Source organism: Kribbella sp. ALI-6-A (assembly GCF_001984195.1).
Classification (GTDB): domain Bacteria; phylum Actinomycetota; class Actinomycetes; order Propionibacteriales; family Kribbellaceae; genus Kribbella.
The window spans coordinates 2008275-2025841 of record NZ_MTQN01000012.1 but is presented as its reverse complement, the minus strand read 5'-3'; the positions used below and the strand labels follow the sequence as shown (position 1 = coordinate 2025841).

The following is a 17567-nucleotide window of genomic DNA, read 5'->3' as shown; positions in this document are numbered from 1 at the left end:
CGCCCTCGGGTCACGCCGGGGTGGTCCCCGGCGCCGGCTTAGCCGTCCGGTTCAGCTCTCGGTCAGCGCGTGCACCGACAGGACGGTCCGGTTGTCCAGCATCCGCGTCTCGACCAGCCGCAGCGGGCGGCGGGCCCGGCCCTCGGCGAACAGCCGCTTGCCGCCCCCGAGCAGGACCGGGTGCACCACGGCGTGGTACTCGTCGATCAACCCGGCCTCGGTCAGCGCGTCCGCCAGGCCCGCCCCACCCGTCAGCAGCAGATCGCTGCCGGCCCGGTCCTTGAGCTTGGCGAGTTCGTCGACCGTGCGGACCACCGTCGTGTTCCAGCCGGCGCTGTCCACCGTGGTCGACACCACGATCTTCGCCGCCTCCCGCCAGATCGGCGCGAAGGCCAGGTCGTGCGCGTCGTCCGAGATCGACTCCACGTCCGGCCAGTAGCCGGCCATCATGTCCCACACCCGCCGCCCGTACAGGAACGTGCGGGCCCGATCGTGCAGCCCGAACGAGTACGCCGACAGCTCCGGCCCCATCATCGGCCAGTCGAACTCGCCGTTCGGGCCCTCGATGAAACCGTCGAGCGAGGTGTGGACGTAGTGGACGATCTTGCTCATGGGTGTGCTCCTGATCCGCGCTGCCGGTCCTGCCTGACACCCCTCGGTCGGAGCCGTGCCCCCGGCTTTGACATGCCGCGGAAGACGTTGTGGTACCGCTCACAACCATGAGACGGGTGTCCACACCCTGGTTGGCCGTTACGTACTCTGGAGGGCGGCCCACTCCTCCCCGCGGCCGCCCACGAAGGAGCCTTCCATGACCGGATCCAGAGTTGTCGCGCTCGGCCACTACCAGCCCGAGCGGGTGCTCACCAACGACGAGCTCGCCACGATGGTGGAGACCAACGACGAGTGGATCCAGAGCCGGGTGGGGATCAAGGAGCGCCGGATCGCGGCGCCCGACGAGCAGGTCGACGAGATGGCCTGGCGGGCCGCGGAGAAGGCGATCGCGAACGCCGGCCTGGACAAGGCCGAGATCGACTACGTCGTGGTCGCCACCTGTACGGCGATCGACCGCTCGCCGAACATCGCCGCCCGGGTCGCGGCGCGGCTCGGCCTCGGCCACCCGGCCGCGCTGGACGTGAACACGGCCTGCTCGGGCTTCAGCCACGCGCTGGCCACCGCCGACCACGCGATCCGCGCCGGAGCGGCGTCCAAGGCACTGGTGATCGGCGTCGAGAAGCTGTCCGACTTCACCGACTGGACCGACCGGACCACCTGCGTGCTGGTCGGCGACGGCGCGGGCGCGGCCGTACTGGTTGCCAGTGACGAGCCGGAGATCGGGCCGGTGGTCTGGGGCTCGGTGCCGGAGATGTCGGACGCCGTCCGGATCGAGGGACCCGACGGCAAGTTCGCCCAGGCCGGACAGAGCGTCTTCCGCTGGACCACGACGCAGCTGCCGACGATCGCGCGGGAGGTCTGCGAGAAGGGCGGGGTCACCCCGGAGGAACTCGGCGGCGTCGTCCTGCACCAGGCGAACCTGCGCATCATCGAGCCGCTGGCCAAGAAGCTCGGCGCGGTCAACGCGGTTGTCGCCCGCGACGTGATCGAGTCCGGCAACACCTCGGCGGCCAGCATCCCGATCGCACTGTCCAAGCTGATCGAGCGCCGCGAGATCCCGGCCGGCGCCCCGGTCCTGCTGTTCGGCTTCGGCGGCGGTCTGTCGTACGCGGGCCAGATCATCCGCTGCCCGTGACCTGCGCCGACCGTCTCGATGCGCACCAGCACCTCGTCCGGCTCGGCGCGGCCGTCGGCGCTCCGGCCTGCGGGACGCGCCGTACCGGGGTGACGCGCCGTACCGGGGTGACGCGCCGTACGGGGTGAGAAATTTCGGCCGGGCGGTCGCCGGGTGGTTCGTCGACCGGTGAGCGCTCCGGTCGCGCGGCGAACCCGTCGGCGCCGGAGCTTCACGCGGGAAAATCAGTTGCACGCATCGGGTGCACATTCGGATGCACGGGCGTTTGCAAGCGCTGGGCGAACCACCCCGGACGGAGCGCTCGCTCCGGAGGCCTTTCGCTCACACCGCGCCGCCGACCCGCATAGACTCAGGGACCGTGGCCCCCAATTCCGACAAGAACAGCACCGATGCCCGGATGCGCGCGACGCTGGCGGCCGTGGCACCCGGCACCGAACTGCGCGAAGGCCTGGAACGGATCCTGCGGGGCCGCACCGGCGCCCTGCTGGTCCTCGGTCATGACAAGACCGTCGACTCCATCTCCACCGGCGGGTTCGCGATCGACGTCGAGTTCACCGCCACCGGCCTGCGCGAGCTGAGCAAGATGGACGGCGCGATCATCCTGGACCGCGACGTCAGCCGGATGCTGCGCGCCGCCGTACACCTGATGCCGGACCCGTCGATCCACACCGAGGAGACCGGCACCCGGCACCGGACCGCCGACCGGGTCGCCCGGCAGACCGGCTTCCCGGTCATCTCGGTGTCGCAGTCGATGCACATCATCGCGCTGTACGTCGACGACCAGCGCTACGTGCTGGAGGACTCCGGCGCGATCCTGTCCCGGGCCAACCAGGCGCTGGCCACCCTCGAGCGGTACAAGCTGCGCCTCGACGAGGTCTCGGGCACGCTGTCCGCGCTGGAGATCGAGGACCTGGTCACCGTGCGGGACGTCGCCGCCGTCGCGCAGCGGCTGGAGATGGTCCGCCGGATCGCGACCGAGATCGACGGCTACGTGGTCGAGCTCGGCACCGACGGCCGGCTGCTCACCCTCCAGCTGAACGAACTGGTCGCCGGCGTCGCGGGCGAGCGCGAGCTGGTCGTGCGCGACTACCTGCCGCCCGCGACCGGCCGCAAGGCGAAGACCGCGGACGACGTACTGCTGGAGCTGGACGCGGTCAGCCCGACCGACCTGCTGGACATCGGCCAGGTCGCCCGGGCCCTGCAGCTCGGTGGGGCCGAGCAGCTGGACGCGGCGGTCACCCCGCGCGGCTACCGCCTGCTCGCCAAGGTGCCGCGCCTGCCCGGTGCGGTCATCGACCGCCTGATCGAGCACTTCGGCCACCTGCAGAAGCTGCTCGCCGCGAGCATCGACGACCTGCAAACCGTCGACGGCGTCGGCGAGAACCGCGCCCGCACAGTCCGCGAGGGCCTGTCGCGCCTGGCGGAGTCCAGCATCCTCGAACGCTACGTCTGACCGAGCGAACTCGCTCGAGTCAGCCGCCTGCCCGGTTCCGCCGACGAGCGTGGTGAGCTGGATCCGGACGAGATCCAACTGCCCGGCGTCTGTCCGGGACGACGTCGACGATGCGACGTCGCAGCCGGTGTCCGCCTGGTCCCGCCTGACCGCCTGACCGCCTGATCCGCCTGACCGCCTGACCGCCTGATCCGCCTGATCCGGCTGACCCGCCTGGTCCGCCTGATCCATCCGCCCGCCCCCGCGCCGCCCCGCGCCCTCCTCCGCATTTCGTGGGTGAACCCACGAGCCGGCCCGTTGGCCTACCGAATTCTGGTGGGTCAACGGGCCATTTCGTGGGTTCACCCACCAAATACGCAAGGCGGCGGTGGGTTCACCCACCAAATGCGCAGGGCCGCGTGGTTCACCTACCAAATGCGAAGGGCCGCGGCGGTGGGTGAACCCACCAAATGCGCCGGGCCGCCGCCGGGTGACGCTGCCGACTTGCTTCCAGCACAGTGACCGAGGTTCTCCACGTGGAATAGGTCGCGAGGAATAGTGGGGGTGGAACGAGCTGGGAGGTGCTGCTGCCGATCGCGTTGCTGGGCGTGGCAAAACGGCTTCATGTAGGCGCCGATCGGGACCACGGCGACGCGCAACCTGCCGTACCACCAGGCCGGCGCATACAACACGACGCGGCAGGCCGGCGCGGGCGCCGGGGTCTACAACACGACGCGACAGGTCGGCGCGGTACTGGGCAGCGCGGCATCGCCGTACTGATGGAGTCGCGGCTGGCGGCGAACCTGCGGCGGCGCCTGGTGGTGCTTCAGCGGAGGGTGTGAGCTTCAGCGGCGAACTGCCTGAGGCGTTGCACCCAGGGGTAACGGTCGAGGCCGACTAGGAAGCGACTACGTAGAAGGCCTGGGCGGCCGACGCCTGGCCGTCGTACGCGGCCTTGGCCACGTAGGTTCCGGGCTTGGCCTGCGGCTGGCCGGGCAGGCAGCCGGGGGCGGAGCGGCGTCCGTCCCAGCCGATCACGCTGGTGGACTGCTTGCCCTTAGCAACCAGGAAGGTTGCCCGGGGCACGGTTTGCTCACACTGCGTGGTGGACCAGATCTGGTCGGCACCGGAGGTGATGGTGAGCGACAGCAGGGCCGGGTCGATCGCCGCCTTGCACTCGCCCCGGACGGCGCTGAGCTGGACGGAGAAGTTCAGCGAACCACCGCTGGCGATGGACCGGACGGCGGGCAGTACGGCCACCCGGACGTCGCGTCCGGCGCAGTCCTTCGGCGGCTCGGGTGTCTCCGGCGTTTCCGAGGTGCTCGGCTTGGCCGAGGTTTTCGTGGTCGGCTTGCCGGTGGTCCGCGGGGTCTCGACCGGTGTCTGCTCGTCGGTGGACGGCGTACTGGTCGGGTCGACCGGGGCTCCGGAGGTCTGCCCCTGCTGCGGTCCGCCGGCCGCTGTGTTCTCGGGCTTGTCGCCGCCTCCGCCGATCAGCCGGCCGAACAGCACCAGCACGACCACCAGGGCGACGAGCAGCAGGCCCCTGCGGAACCAGTAGACGCTGGCAGGCAGGTGCCCGACCGGACGGAGCAGGCTGCTCATGTCCGCACCTTAGTGTCAGGATTGAGCCCGACATGTCAGACTCGCCGCTCCCCCTCGCATCCGCCTTGCACACCCCCGTCCTGCAGTGGTACGCCGCCAACGCCCGCACGCTGCCCTGGCGCGAGCCGGACGCCGGCGCCTGGGCGGTGATGGTCAGCGAGTTCATGCTGCAGCAGACACCGGTCGCACGGGTGCTGCCGGCGTACGAGAAGTGGATGCGGCGGTGGCCCAAACCGGGTGACCTCGCCGCCGAGCCGCCTGGTGAGGCTGTGCGCGCCTGGGACCGGCTGGGCTACCCACGGCGGGCTCTCCGGCTCCACGCGGCCGCCAGGGCGATCGTGGAGCTGCACGGCGGCGAGGTGCCGGACGACCACGCCGCACTGCTCGCACTGCCCGGGGTCGGGACCTACACGGCGGCAGCGATCGCGTCGTTCGCCTTCGGTCAGCGGCACGCGGTGGTGGACACCAACGTGCGACGGGTCTTCGCTCGCGCGCTCACCGGCGTCGCGCAGCCGACCATCTCCCCGACTGCTGCGGACCAGCGGCTGGCCGTCGCCGCTCTGCCTGCAGACGAGGCCACTGCGGCCCGCTGGGCTGTCGCCACGATGGAGCTCGGCGCGCTGGTCTGCACGGCCCGCATCCCGCGGTGCGGCGAGTGCCCGATCAGCAGGCAGTGCGCGTGGGTCCTGGCCGGTTCCCCGCCGTACGACGGACCGCCGCGCAAGGGCCAGACCTACGAAGGCACCGACCGCCAGGTCCGGGGCCGGCTCCTGGCCGTACTGCGTGCTGCTTCCGGCCCGGTGGCCAAGAAGTCCCTGGACGCCAGCTGGCCCGACCAGGTGCAGCGCGAACGCGCCCTCGACGGCCTGGTCGCCGACGGACTCGTCGAACCACTCCGCCGGAATCGCTACCGACTCCCCCACTAGCCGCCCACCCCGCGCATCGCCGCCTGCCGCCCGCGCCACGCCGTTTCGACGGGGGGCGGGACGGGATGGGACGCGACCGGATGGGACGGGCACGCGACGGGAGGCGACGGGTCTGGGAGCGGCGGTCGGGGCGGGACGCGGCCGACGGGCCGGGCCGGCGGGACGGAGCTGGCCGGACCGGGCGGCGGTCGGGGCCGGCGGGACGGAGCCAGCGGGACGGGGCGGCGGTCGGAGCCAGCGGGACGGAGCCGGCGGGCCGGTAGGTCGGGCTGCGAGTGGAGTCCGGGCATGCTCGAGGCCGGCTTCTCCCCTGGGGGAGAGCCGGCCTCGGTGCGGTCGAGCAGGGGTGAGGCTGCTCAGTTCTTCTTGCTGCTGGACGTGGCCGTCTCGTCGTCGTCGTCGGCCAGCAGGTCGAGCGGCATCGCCGGGCTGCCGGACAGCGTCGCCAGCATCTGGCGGACGTTGGTCAGCTGCGCGTTGATGCTGTCGCGACGCTGGGTCGCGGCGGCGAGCTCACGCTCGGACTCGGCGCGGATCCGCTCGGCCTTGTCCTTGGCGGCGGCGACGATCTCCTGCGCCTGACGGTTCGCGTCGGCCAGCTGCTGCTGGGCCAGGCGCTCCGCCTCGCTGCGGGACCGGTCGGCCTCGCGCTGCACCTGGGCCGCGCGGTCGGTGACCGCGGCCAGCTGCTGCTCGGCCAGCGCCGTCCGGGCGGCGAACTCCTGCTCGACCTTGCCCCGGCGCTCGGCCAGAGTGGTCTCGAAGGCGGCCGCGGCCTGGGCGGACTTGGCCCGCTCCTGCTCGTACAGGGCCTGCGCCTCGCTGCGCCGCGCATTCGCGTCGCGCTCGGCCTCGTCGCGCATGTCGTCGGCCTGGGTGCGGGCCTCCTCGAGGATCCGGGCGGCCTCGGCGTCGACCTCGCTCTTCCAGTCCAGGGAGTACTGCTCGGCCTCCTTGCGGACCTTCTTCGCGTGCGCCTCGGCGTCGGCGACGATCGCCTCCGCGTCGGTGCGGGCCCGGGTGACCAGGTCCCGCGCCTCGTCGTCGGCCAGCGACAGGATCTTGGCGACCCGCTCACCGAACTCGGTGAACGTCGGCGTCCGGTCCTTGTCGTCGTTCTGGGCGGAAATCACCGCCGCCTCGGCCGCGTCGGTCCGGGCCTGCAGCTCCTGGACGTGCCGCTGCAGCTGCTCGGACTGCTGCTGCAGCGCGGTCAGCGAGGTGGTCAGCTCCCGAACGTGCTGGTCCACCTGGGCAGGCTCGTAGCCACGCAGAACGGTGCGGAACGGGGTTGGGGCTTCACTGCTCATGTCTTCTGATGCTCACTTCGGTGGGTGGGTGGATCACACATTGTCACTGACAAGGATCTGGCTGTCACGTCCTCATCCTGGTTCCCCCGTGGAACCCTCGCTGGAGGACATTCCACCATCAACGCGGAAGCCGGGTACAGCGAGTGCCTCGATCACACCCGAAAGCTGAGTGAGCTCCTTGGTGATCTCGTCGCGGCGCTGGTTCAGCGCGGCGACCCTCGCCTCGGCGTCGGCGAGAAGTTTTCGGGCCTGCGAGCGCAGCTCGTCGGCGTGCGCCCGGGCCTGCGCCTCGAGCTGCTGGGCCTCGGCGCGGGACTTGCGGATCAGGTCGTGCGACTGGCGCTGCGCGTCGGCCAGGTCGTTGGCCGCGCGCTCGCGCAGCACCTGCGTGCTCGCCTCGGCCTCGGCGACCCGGCGGTTGGCCCGCTCGACGATCTCCTTGGCCTCCGCCTCGGCACTGGCCTTGAGCCGCTCCGCCTTGGCCTGCGCCTGCACGGTGACCCGCTCGGCCTGCTGACTGGCCGCCTCCATCGCGGCCTCGGCCTGCGCGGTGGCCTGCTTGAGCGCGGCGTCTGCCTGGATGGTCTGCTCGGCGTTCTGCCGGGTGATCTCTTCCTGGGTGGCCTTCAGCCGGCTGGTCGAGCGACTGATCACGCGCCGCAGGTGGGCCCGCTTGGCGCGCAGCAGCTCGGTCGCTTCGGTCTGCGCCTTCTCCCGGATCGCCAGCGCCTCGGACTCGGCCGCCGCGACCAGCTCGTCGACCGTCTTCTTGGTCCACGCGGTCTGCTTCTCCGCCTCGGCCAACGCCGCCTCGGCGGTCTTGTTGGCCTCCTCGACGATCCGCTGCGCTTCCGCGGTCGCCGTACGCCGGTCCGCCTCGATGCTGTCGACGACCAGCTTGGCCTGCGCCCGGGCGTCGGCCATCAGCCGCTCGTTGGCCGACTCGGCCTCGGACTTGCGCCGCGCGATGTCCTCCAGCGCCTCGGTCCGCAGCTTGTCGATCTCCAGCGAGATCGCGGCCAGCTTGGCCCGCTCGGTCTCCTCCAGCTCGGCGGTCCGGCGCTCGAGCTCGGCCCGGTTCTCGCCGCGCAGCCGCTCGATCTCGGCGTGCGCTTCGGCGATCTCGGTCCGGGCCTTGTCCCGGGCGGTCTCGACCTCGAGCTCGACGGCGTCGCGCAGCTCCTTGGCCTCGGCCTCGGCCCGCGCGATCAGGTCGGCCTCGGCGCGGGCGGCGGCCTGCGACACCAGCGCGGCCTGCTCACCGGCGTCGGCGACCAGCTGCTGCGCCTCCCGGCCGGCGCGCTCGACGTTCTGCGCGGCGGCCTCGCGGGCTTCGCGGGCCTGCTCGAGCAGGTCGTCGGCCTCGGCCTTGAGCCGGGCCGCCTCCTTCTCCGCGTCGGCGATCCGCCGCGCGGCCGCGGCCTCGGAGTCCGCGGTGAGCTGGTCGACCGCGGCCTGGGTCGCGGCCTTGAGCTGCTGGGCTTCCGCTTCGGCGTCGGCCCGCAGCTTCTGCGCCTCGGCCTCCGACGCGGTCTTCAGCGCGGCCGCCGCGGCTTCGGAGTCGGCCTGCAGCTTGGCCGCCGCCGCCTCGGACTCGGCGCGCAGCTCGGCCGCCGCTTGCTCGGACTCGGCGCGCAACTTCTCCGCCGTCGCCTCCGACTCGGTCCGGACCTGCTCCGCGGCGGCTTCGGCCTGGGCGCGGTGCTCGTCGGCGGCGGTCCTGATCCGGTCGGCCTCGGCCTCCGCGTCGGCGATCCGCCGGGCCGCCGCGGCCTGCGACTCGGCCCGCAACTCGTCCGCCGTGGTCTGGGTCTCCGTGCGCAGCTTGTCCGCCGCGGCCTCGGACTCGCTCCGGCGACGGGCCACCTCCTCGGCGACCTCCGCGCGCAACTGCTCGGCGGCCGACTCCGAGTCGGCCTTCAGGCGCTCCGCCGTACCGGCTGCCTCGGAGCGAACCTGCTCCGCTTCAGCCGTCGCCTCGTCGCGCAGCCGCTTCACCTCGGCTGCGACGTCGGCGCGCAGCTTCGCGACCTCGGCGGCGGCCGTGGCGCGTAGCTGCTCGGTCTCCTCGCTCGCCTCGGAGCGGACCCGCTCGGAGGCGGTCTCGGCCTCGGTGCGCAGCTGCTCGGCCTGGCGCTCCGCATCAGCGAGCAGGCGCTCGGCGGCCGCCGCCGCGTCGGCGCGCACCTTCCGCGCCTCCGCCTCGGCCTCGGTCCGGAGCTGCTCGGCCTCGGCCCGGACCCGCTCGGCTTCGCGCAGAGCGGTGTCGTTCTCGTGCTCGGCCTGCTCGCGCAAGGTGTCCGCGATCCGCTGCGCGCGCTCCAGGACGCCGCCCGCTTGCCGCACGCCAAAGGAACCGGCGTCGACGACCGGTTCCTGGGTCAGGGGCAGACGCGGTGCGTCCATGCGACGAGATGATTCCATCTCCGGCCCCCTCTCCAACAGTCCGGGTCCACTTGGCGCAGTCATGCTCTTACAACGAGCCACATCCGGCTACGGGTAGCTTCTTTTTTATGCCGTTGCGTGATCTTCCCACTGAATCGCAGGCAGCGGCGGGCCTGTTACAGGTGGAGACGCTGCGGCATCGCGCGGCCATCCGGCGGACCGAGTGGCACGGCCTCGCGCTGGCCGCACTCGCTGTGGTCACAGCGGTTTCGGTGCTGCTGCCGGGCTCGGCGAGCACAGGCTGTTACCTGTGGCGAGCCACCACCCAACCAGTCGACGGACGTGGTCCGGCGCTCGCGTTGCCGGTCGCGCTGGTCGCCGTCGTGCTCGCGGATCGCTTGTGGGCGGACCGATTGACGGTACGGCGCCGAGTGCGCGGCTGGGCCGCGCCGGGACTGGCCGTGCTCACCGCAGCGATCTGGACTGGTCTGGTGGTTCAGGGCCGATCGGGTTGCTCCACTTCACCGGCTGTGATCGGCACGCTCGTCGGCGGAACGCTGGCAGTGGCGGTCTGCGCACACTGGGCGACTCGCCCATTCCCGGCCCGCGGGGTCCTGCGGGACCGCGGCGAATCGGTCGCCGACGAACCTCTGAACCAGTCCGAATTGCGGGCAACCTTTGTCCATCTCTGCGATCTCGTCCCCGTTCGGCCGGCTCGAGGAGCGACCGCGGCCCTCGTCCCGGCGGCCGCCTCGGCACTCCTCTTGCTCTCGACGGTGCTGCCCTGGCGCGAGCTGGTCGACCCCGTCGCGCTCGGTCCGGCGGGCGCCGAGGCCGGTCTGCTCCGCGCACAGCTCTGGGAACTTCCCTCTGCGGTTCCGTGGGCAGTGCTCGTCGCGGTACTGGCTCTCACGACTCTGGTTGCCCGCGCCCGGCTAGTACGACGTACTGCTGCTGCCGCTACCGGAGCGCTGACTATCACCGGCACGCTGTACGCCCTCATGCAGCTTCCCCCGCGTCTCCCGGACGGCGTCGGCTACCGCCCAGGCCTCGGCGCCTGGATCGCGCTGGCACTCGGCGTCCTGCTGGTCGTGGTCAGCTTGCTGCCCTTGCGACAGCTCCCAGTCGTCGCGGCAGCGGCCGCGCTCGGGCTGGTCGGCGGACTGCTCGTTCCCGACGCGTCAGCAGCGCCGTACCGGCCGGAGGGCGTCGCCGGTGCGCCGCACCGGCTCCTGGACCTCAACGGGGGCCAACTGCAGGACGCGATGGGCATGCGCGTTGCGATCGGTACGTCGGACCCGCTCGACTCGATCGCCGGCCGACTCGACGGTACGCCGGGCACGTGGCTGCTCGGCCGCACCGGCTCGGAGAGCTCGACAGTCTTCGCGTACGCCGACGACGTCGCGCTTCCCCAGGTCACATTGGCCCATGGCCCGACTCCCCCGGCTCTGCTCGGCGTCACCGACCAGCGGATGCTGCTGCTCGCCGGTGGAGCCGGCGATCGGCCGTGGGCCGTGCTGTCCGTGCCGCTCGACCTGGTGAGCGCCGACATCAGCCTGCGCCACCAGAACCCCGACGGCACGTACTACGTCACGCCGGGCGTCGAGGTGCTCGCCACCGGCACCGGCCCGGCCTTCACCCAGCGGAACGCGGACCACTCGATCGTCATCTGGGGTGGCACGCGCACTTGGCGGATCCCGGCTTCAGCACTTCGCGTCGGGATGAGACTGGACCAGTTCCAGATCGCCGGTGCCGGCGCCCCGGTCTCCGCCGGGCCTGACGGCACAGTGGCTCGGCAGACGGGTCCGGGGGGAGTTGCCCTTCAGCGACCGGGCGCTGGACCTGTGCAGCTCACGGGAGTCGCTCCGGCCGGCTGCCCGTTGAGTCGGGACCCAGCCAGCTCGTCGTTGACGGTCGGAGCGTTCGCCGTCGACGTGGGCGGCAACCTTTGGCTCGGCGGGAACTCTGAGACCGCTGTCGTCACACCGGACGGCGTACTGCGGCCGCTGCCGGGGCGCGTCGCCGGTGTGGCGAGTATCGAGGCTCGGGCCGACGGATCCGTCGTACTGGGGGTGGCGCCGGGTGGTGGGGACCAGGTGCTCGTCGTCCCCGACGCTGCTGCCGCTGCGGCGTCCTACCCGGCTGCTGGTGAGCCAGCTGCCCGGTGCGATCAGCGGAAGATCGCCGGCGGCTCGGCGTCGTACCGGATCTTGCCGGTGGGTGCCGATGGCTGAGCTTCCCGATGAGCTGCTGCCGCGCAGGCTGGAGCAAGAGGAGCGACGGCAGGCGGTCGCGCAGCACAGGTGGTTCGGCCGGGCGACGCTGCTCGCCGTACTGGCTGCTGGGGTGGCTCTGCTGCTGCCGTGGGTCTTCAGCCGCCGCCTCGGGCAGTCCGTCTGGCAGCTCGGCGTCGAGACCCAGCCGAAGCTGGCGCTCACTTGGCTCGCCGGACTGGTCGTGAGCGCGCTCGCACTGCTTCTGCGGCCAGGTCAGCTGGCGCCCGCCCTCTCCGGAGTCGTCGCGATGGTCTACGCAGCGGGCGGTTGGCAGGCCACCACTCCCAGCCCGATCAGCGGCACCTGGCCAGGGCCGGGCCCCTCGACAGCCGTCGTCACCGGCCTGATCTGGCTCCTCTGCGCCGCCGCCCAACTGGTCGCCAATCACGCGGACCCGGCCGAGCCCGACGCCGAGTCACTCGCCGATGCCGTCCGGCGCCTGCGCCAGAACTTCTGAACTCACCCTCGGGAAGAAACAGAGCCGCTCAGCGTGCCCGGGACACTCTGATCGACGGACCTTCCTGGACGACACCCTCGGGAAGCTGCGCCAGCCCGGGGCCGCTGGACGTCACGCCGGCGCTGCGCAGGTAGTCGACCAGCGTCTGCTGCCCTTGACCGTCGACGATGACCGGGGTCAACTCGAAGGTTCCCGTCGGCGCCGTACCGCCGATCCGCACCTGCGGGCACGCCCACGTGTCGCCCACACTCGGGCACGGTCCCGCCGCTGGGTAGAACAGCTCGGCCGCTCCGGACCGTCTCACCAGAACCCACACCACTTCGCCGGGCTGCAGGTCTCGCACCGCCCCCGACACCCGCTCGACCTCCGATACCTGACCTTCGGCCGGTGGCGTCGTGATCTCCACCGATCGGGCCGGCGGCCCACTCTCCGCCGGCGGCCCACTCTCTGCCGGCGACGCGTCGTTCGACCGCGACGTCACGACAGCCGTACCCCACCCCGCCACCGCCGCCAGCACACTCACGATCGCCAGCACTCGCCACCACCCCGCGACCAGCGCCTTGCCCCGATGCTTGCGGCGTCCCATCCAGGTCTCCTCGACGGTCCTGCAGCCCGGCCCCGTCACCGAAGCCGCTACGGATGCCCACTCATTGTGACCGATACCCGTGCTCAACCACCTCCTGCGGCTCGCCGAAAGGTTGCGGTCCGACCCGACGGCAGCCGATCCGGCCGTGGTCAGGACGCGGTTCACCCGCGAGAGGGAGCCGAACCCCTCGCAGGACGGAAGCGCTCCACCGCCCTCCGGCGGCACGGTGGAAGAACAACGAGCACCGGAGGATTCGATGACCGTCACCACCCCGGCCACGCGCACCAGCCGACTACCAGTCGCCGTCGCAGCCCTGTCCCTCCTGTACGGCGTACTCGGTGTGATCTGGCTGCTCGGCGCCGACTGGTACCCGTTCGGTCCGAGCACGGACGGCGACAAGGTCACGCCGCTGGCCTTCCTGCCCGAGCAGGTGGGAGCCGGCCTCGTCGCGTTGCTCGGCGTCCTCGGAGTGCCCGCCGCGCTCAGCCACCTCCGAACCGGCTGGACGCCGACGGCGTACCGGCCGCTGCTGACTTTCACTGCCGTGGAGGCGATCTTCTTCGGTCTGCTGGCCCCGAGCATGAGCCTGGTGGTCATCGCGGGCTATCTGCTGGTCCTGGTCGGCGTGCCAGTGGCTCTGGGCTTCGTCGTGGCCGGTGCCCTGCGCCAGCAGACCACCCGAGCACTTCTGCTGGTCCTGCTGGGGTTCGCCGCCGCTGTGCAACTCACCACCGGGCTGTTCGACTGGAAGGCGTTCCAGGGGCTCGGTTCGGGTCTGGCCAGTGTGCCGGAGCGAGTGGGCTCCCAGCCGCTCTTCGTCTTCGGTGCGTTCCTGCTCGGTGCCGGTTGGGCCGTGCTCGGCGTACGAGCTCTGCGGAACGTCCGAGGTCGATGCGCCCGCTGCGGCCGCCCCGGCGCACGCTGGACGCAACCGGAGCTCGCCCGTCGCTGGGGCTTCTGGGCCACCGTCGTCGCGGCGCTCTGCCCGATGCCCTACGCCCTGCTCCGGATGACCTGGCTGCTCCCCAGTCCGATCGGCCTCGGTGTCCAAGCCTCCGATCTGGAGGCCCAACCAGGCATCCGGTTGTTCGGGCTCGGCCTCGGGCTGATCGCTCTGACCTCGGGCATCGTCACCCTGGGCCTGATCCGTCCCTGGGGTGAAATCTGGCCTCGCTGGGTTCCGTTCCTGGCCGGCCAGCCGGTCGCCCTCAAGGCTGCCCTGATCCCCGCCGCGACCGCCGCCACGCTCCTCCTGGTCGGCAGTGTTTCCCTCGTCCCCATGCTGTGGGTTCCCGAGGAGTCCCTCCTCACCAATGTCGGACACCTGCTGCTCTTCCCGTTCCCGCTCTGGGGTGCGTCCCTGGCCCTGGCCACCGCGGCGTACTACTACCGCCGCCGGGATCGGTGCACCGGCTGCGCGCAGGGCTGACGTGCAGCGAGCTGCCGGCGACTCCGGATGCGTCACCGGCAGCTTGAAGAGATCAGTCGATCACCGCAGCGCAGCGGCCGGCGCGGTCGGCTTCGCGTCGGTCCAGCCCGACTCCAGGCCGACCGTGGTGCCGTTCTTGCCACCGGTGCGTTCGCTGCTGAGGAACTTGCCGGACGCCGGGTCGATGACCAGCTTGATGGCCAGCCAGGAGGCCGGGAACGAGAACTTCACCGCGGTTCCCTTGCGGCCCAGCAGGTCGGGCACGTTCTGCTCGACCTCCTGAGCACCCGGCAGGCCCGCCAGCAGCCGGAGCGCGGCAGCCCGCACCTTCGGAGGGGCCGGCGTGTCCTGCAGCAATCCGGCGTCGTCGGCAGGGCGAGCACCTCGCGAAGCGGCACGCCACCAGCCCCCAGGGCGTCGTACCGGTCGGCGGCGCCGGGCAGCTCGAGCAGCTCGCCACGCCCGGGCGTCGACCGGATGATCTGGTCCTTCGGCACCACCGTGTCGGTCTTGCCGAGGTTCCAGCCGGTCGGCGACCCGTCGCGTCGCCACGCCGCCTGGTCGGCGGGCGGGGCCGGCTCGGCGCCGAGCGACCGCGAGCCCCGGTACGCCTTACCGCCGGCGCGCCCGGTCCAGCTCTCGTTCACCCACCAGGTTGCATCCCTGCCAGGACACCTCCGTCACCGGCCTCTGCCGACGACGCCCGCCGTCGGCCGACCACACGCACAACGACGAAGGACCCCGCGGACAGAGCGTCCGCGGGGTCCTTCGTCGTCAGTTACTGGGTCAGCTGTCCTGGATACCGGTGCCGCCGCCGGCGATCTCGGTGAGCTCCAGGTCGGGCGTGCTCTTCTGGGTTCCGGTGAACGTGAAGTACTCCGGAAGCCCGTCCGAGCTGACCGTGCCCTCGGGGGCCACGTCGACCAGGACGATCTGGCCGGGGCGCAGTTCCCCGAACAGGATCTTCTCGGCCAGGACGTCCTCCACGTCGCGCTGGAGTGCGCGGCGCAGCGGGCGGGCGCCGAGGACCGGGTCGAAGCCGCGCTCGGCGACGAGAGCCTTGGCCGCGGGCGTGAGCTCGATGCCCATGTCCTTGTCCTTGAGGCGCTCCTCCACCTGGGCGACCATCAGGTCGACGATCCGGACGATCTCTTCCTTGCCGTGCTGGTGGAAGACGACGATCTCGTCGACGCGGTTCAGGAACTCGGGACGGAAGTGCTGCTTGAGCTCCTCGGTCACCTTCGCCTTCATCTTCTCGTACGAGCCCGAGGTGTCGCTGGCCTGGGAGAAGCCGAGGCTGACGGCCTTGGCGATGTCCCGGGTGCCCAGGTTCGTGGTCATGATGATGACGGTGTTCTTGAAGTCGACCACCCGGCCCTGGGCGTCGGTCAGGCGACCTTCGTCCAGGATCTGCAGCAGCGAGTTGAAGATGTCCGGGTGGGCCTTCTCGACCTCGTCGAACAGGACCACGCTGAACGGCTTGCGGCGCACCTTCTCGGTGAGCTGGCCGCCCTCTTCGTAACCGACGTAGCCGGGAGGCGAACCGAACAGCCGCGACGCCGTGTGCTTCTCGGAGTACTCCGACATGTCGAGGCTGATCAGCGCGCTCTCGTCGCCGAACAGGAACTCGGTCAGCGCCTTGGACAGCTCGGTCTTACCGACACCGGACGGACCGGCGAAGATGAACGAGCCGCTCGGCCGGCGCGGGTCCTTCAGACCCGCACGGGTCCGCCGGATCGACCGCGACAGCGCCTTGACGGCGTCGGTCTGGCCGACGTACCGCTTGGCCAGCTCCTTCTCCATGTCCAGCAGCCGCGAGGACTCCTCCTCGGTCAGCTTGAAGACGGGGATGCCGGTCGCGGTGCTCAGCACCTCGGCGATCAGCTCCTCGTCGACCTCGGCGACGACGTCCATGTCGCCGGCCTTCCACTGCTTCTCCCGCTCGGCCTTCGCGTTGATCAGCTTCTTCTCGTCGTCGCGCAGAGAAGCCGCCCGCTCGAAGTCCTGGGCGTCGATCGCCGACTCCTTCTCCCGGCGCACGTTCGCGATCTTCTCGTCGAACTCGCGCAGGTCCGGCGGAGCGGTCATCCGGCGGATCCGCAACCGGGCGCCGGCCTCGTCGATCAGGTCGATCGCCTTGTCCGGCAGGAACCGGTCGGAGATGTACCGGTCGGCCAGCTGCGCGGCGTTGACCAGGGCGGCGTCGGTGATGGTCACCCGGTGGTGCGCCTCGTAGCGGTCGCGCAGGCCCTTGAGGATCTCGATCGTGTGCGCGATCGAGGGCTCGGCCACCTGGATCGGCTGGAACCGGCGCTCCAGCGCGGCGTCCTTCTCGACGTACTTGCGGTACTCGTCGAGGGTGGTCGCGCCGATGGTCTGCAGCTCACCACGGGCCAGCATCGGCTTCAGGATGCTCGCCGCGTCGATCGCGCCCTCGGCCGCGCCGGCCCCGACGAGGGTGTGGATCTCGTCGATGAACAGCACGATGTCGCCGCGGGTGCGGATCTCCTTGAGCACCTTCTTCAGGCGTTCCTCGAAGTCACCGCGGTAGCGCGAACCGGCTACCAGGGCGCCCAGGTCGAGGGAGTAGATCTGCTTGTCCTTGAGCGTCTCGGGCACGTCGCCGCGGACGATCTGCTGGGCCAGACCCTCCACGATCGCGGTCTTGCCGACGCCCGGCTCACCGATCAGGACAGGGTTGTTCTTGGTCCGCCGGGACAGCACCTGCATGACCCGCTCGATCTCGGTCTCGCGCCCGATCACCGGGTCGAGCTTCGATTCGCGGGCGGACTGGGTGTAGTTCCGGCCGAACTGGTCGAGCACCAGGGAGCTGCTGGGAGCACCTTCGGTGGCCCCGGCGCCGGCCGTGGCCGTCTCCTTGCCCTGGTATCCGCTCAGCAGCTGGATGACCTGCTGCCGGACCTTGTTCAGGTCCGCACCGAGCTTGACCAGGACCTGCGCGGCGACACCCTCACCCTCGCGGATGAGGCCGAGCAGGATGTGCTCGGTGCCGATGTAGTTGTGGCCCAGCTGCAGGGCCTCACGCAGGGAGAGCTCCAACACCTTCTTGGCGCGGGGGGTGAACGGGATGTGCCCACTCGGAGCCTGCTGTCCCTGGCCGATGATCTCCTCGACCTGGGAACGGACAGCCTCCAGCGAGATACCCAGGCTCTCGAGAGCCTTGGCGGCGACACCCTCACCCTCGTGGATCAGGCCGAGCAGGATGTGCTCGGTCCCGATGTAGTTGTGGCTGAGCATCCTGGCCTCTTCCTGAGCCAGGACGACTACCCGACGGGCGCGGTCCGTAAATCGTTCAAACATCGCCAAAGCGCTCCTTGCCTCAGAGGAGTCGGACGTGCCGTGTAGGCCGACCCCCGTACATGCATGCTAGTCCCCGGCATCGACAGGCTCGCT

13 protein-coding genes are annotated in these 17567 nt (G+C 71.2%); 6 read left to right on the top strand and 7 right to left on the bottom strand.

Annotated elements, in window-relative coordinates; translation table 11 throughout:
- Nucleotides 1–51: 51 nt before the first annotated feature.
- Nucleotides 52–612 carry a dihydrofolate reductase family protein gene (locus tag BWI15_RS36160; protein WP_077018957.1) on the bottom strand — a complete coding sequence of 187 codons (561 nt, stop codon included), beginning with the start codon at nt 610–612 and terminating at the stop codon, nt 52–54.
- Nucleotides 613–808: 196 nt separating this feature from the next.
- On the opposite strand from BWI15_RS36160, the gene BWI15_RS36155 reads away from it, so the two are divergent.
- Both BWI15_RS36155 and disA read left to right on the top strand, forming a co-directional pair.
- A complete protein-coding gene (locus BWI15_RS36155; protein WP_077018956.1) occupies nt 809–1747 on the top strand; it encodes a beta-ketoacyl-ACP synthase III in 939 nt (312 codons plus the stop codon).
- A gap of 397 nt (nt 1748–2144) precedes the next feature.
- Entirely contained in the window at nt 2145–3200 is a 1056-nt protein-coding gene (gene disA, locus BWI15_RS36150; protein ID WP_077018955.1) for a DNA integrity scanning diadenylate cyclase DisA, read from the top strand.
- 876 nt (nt 3201–4076) lie between these two features.
- On the opposite strand, the gene BWI15_RS36145 is transcribed toward disA, so the two are convergent.
- Nucleotides 4077–4784: a hypothetical protein gene (locus BWI15_RS36145; protein ID WP_077018954.1), complete on the bottom strand. Its 708-nt coding sequence runs from the start codon at nt 4782–4784 to the stop codon at nt 4077–4079.
- Between the two features lie 32 nt (nt 4785–4816).
- Between BWI15_RS36145 and BWI15_RS36140 the strand changes: the two genes are divergently transcribed.
- The gene (locus BWI15_RS36140; RefSeq protein ID WP_077018953.1) at nt 4817–5710 is read left to right on the top strand and encodes an A/G-specific adenine glycosylase; all 894 of its coding nucleotides are present in this window, start codon (nt 4817–4819) and stop codon (nt 5708–5710) included.
- Nucleotides 5711–6066: 356 nt separating this feature from the next.
- Here the strand turns inward: BWI15_RS36140 and BWI15_RS36135 are convergent, their stop codons facing one another.
- Nucleotides 6067–7020, bottom strand: a complete 954-nt coding sequence (locus tag BWI15_RS36135) for a DivIVA domain-containing protein (protein WP_077018952.1) — start codon at nt 7018–7020, stop codon at nt 6067–6069.
- A gap of 72 nt (nt 7021–7092) precedes the next feature.
- Entirely contained in the window at nt 7093–9426 is a 2334-nt protein-coding gene (locus BWI15_RS36130) for a kinetoplast-associated-like protein (RefSeq protein WP_237771608.1), read from the bottom strand.
- Nucleotides 9427–9587: 161 nt separating this feature from the next.
- On the opposite strand from BWI15_RS36130, the gene BWI15_RS36125 reads away from it, so the two are divergent.
- Both BWI15_RS36125 and BWI15_RS36120 read left to right on the top strand, forming a co-directional pair.
- Nucleotides 9588–11639 (top strand): hypothetical protein, encoded by a 2052-nt coding sequence (locus BWI15_RS36125; RefSeq protein WP_077018950.1) that lies wholly within the window; start codon nt 9588–9590, stop codon nt 11637–11639.
- On the top strand, nt 11632–12138 hold the full coding sequence (locus BWI15_RS36120; protein ID WP_143466118.1) for a hypothetical protein: 507 nt from the start codon (nt 11632–11634) through the stop codon (nt 12136–12138). The genes BWI15_RS36125 and BWI15_RS36120 overlap by 8 nt, the downstream gene beginning before the upstream one ends.
- 28 nt (nt 12139–12166) lie before the next feature.
- Here the strand turns inward: BWI15_RS36120 and BWI15_RS36115 are convergent, their stop codons facing one another.
- Nucleotides 12167–12724: a hypothetical protein gene (locus BWI15_RS36115; RefSeq protein WP_077018948.1), complete on the bottom strand. Its 558-nt coding sequence runs from the start codon at nt 12722–12724 to the stop codon at nt 12167–12169.
- Nucleotides 12725–12980: 256 nt separating this feature from the next.
- Between BWI15_RS36115 and BWI15_RS36110 the strand changes: the two genes are divergently transcribed.
- Nucleotides 12981–14153, top strand: a complete 1173-nt coding sequence (locus BWI15_RS36110; protein ID WP_077018947.1) for a hypothetical protein — start codon at nt 12981–12983, stop codon at nt 14151–14153.
- A 60-nt stretch (nt 14154–14213) separates the two neighbouring features.
- Here the strand turns inward: BWI15_RS36110 and BWI15_RS36105 are convergent, their stop codons facing one another.
- The gene (locus BWI15_RS36105; RefSeq protein WP_143466117.1) at nt 14214–14480 is read right to left on the bottom strand and encodes a hypothetical protein; all 267 of its coding nucleotides are present in this window, start codon (nt 14478–14480) and stop codon (nt 14214–14216) included.
- Nucleotides 14481–14939: 459 nt separating this feature from the next.
- Nucleotides 14940–17474, bottom strand: a complete 2535-nt coding sequence (locus BWI15_RS36100; RefSeq protein WP_077018945.1) for an ATP-dependent Clp protease ATP-binding subunit — start codon at nt 17472–17474, stop codon at nt 14940–14942.
- Nucleotides 17475–17567 lie beyond the last annotated feature (93 nt).

Excerpts from the sequence above, each read along its gene's own strand:
- BWI15_RS36160 (WP_077018957.1), bottom strand. The coding sequence starts at position 612 with ATGAGCAAGATCGTCCACTACGTCCACACCTCGCTCGACGGTTTCATC.
- BWI15_RS36155 (WP_077018956.1), top strand. The coding sequence starts at position 809 with ATGACCGGATCCAGAGTTGTCGCGCTCGGCCACTACCAGCCCGAGCGG.
- disA (WP_077018955.1), top strand. The coding sequence starts at position 2,145 with ATGCGCGCGACGCTGGCGGCCGTGGCACCCGGCACCGAACTGCGCGAA.
- BWI15_RS36145 (WP_077018954.1), bottom strand. The coding sequence starts at position 4,784 with ATGAGCAGCCTGCTCCGTCCGGTCGGGCACCTGCCTGCCAGCGTCTAC.
- BWI15_RS36140 (WP_077018953.1), top strand. The coding sequence starts at position 4,817 with ATGTCAGACTCGCCGCTCCCCCTCGCATCCGCCTTGCACACCCCCGTC.
- BWI15_RS36135 (WP_077018952.1), bottom strand. The coding sequence starts at position 7,020 with ATGAGCAGTGAAGCCCCAACCCCGTTCCGCACCGTTCTGCGTGGCTAC.
- BWI15_RS36130 (WP_237771608.1), bottom strand. The coding sequence starts at position 9,426 with ATGGACGCACCGCGTCTGCCCCTGACCCAGGAACCGGTCGTCGACGCC.
- BWI15_RS36120 (WP_143466118.1), top strand. The coding sequence starts at position 11,632 with ATGGCTGAGCTTCCCGATGAGCTGCTGCCGCGCAGGCTGGAGCAAGAG.
- BWI15_RS36115 (WP_077018948.1), bottom strand. The coding sequence starts at position 12,724 with ATGGGACGCCGCAAGCATCGGGGCAAGGCGCTGGTCGCGGGGTGGTGG.
- BWI15_RS36110 (WP_077018947.1), top strand. The coding sequence starts at position 12,981 with ATGACCGTCACCACCCCGGCCACGCGCACCAGCCGACTACCAGTCGCC.
- BWI15_RS36100 (WP_077018945.1), bottom strand. The coding sequence starts at position 17,474 with ATGTTTGAACGATTTACGGACCGCGCCCGTCGGGTAGTCGTCCTGGCT.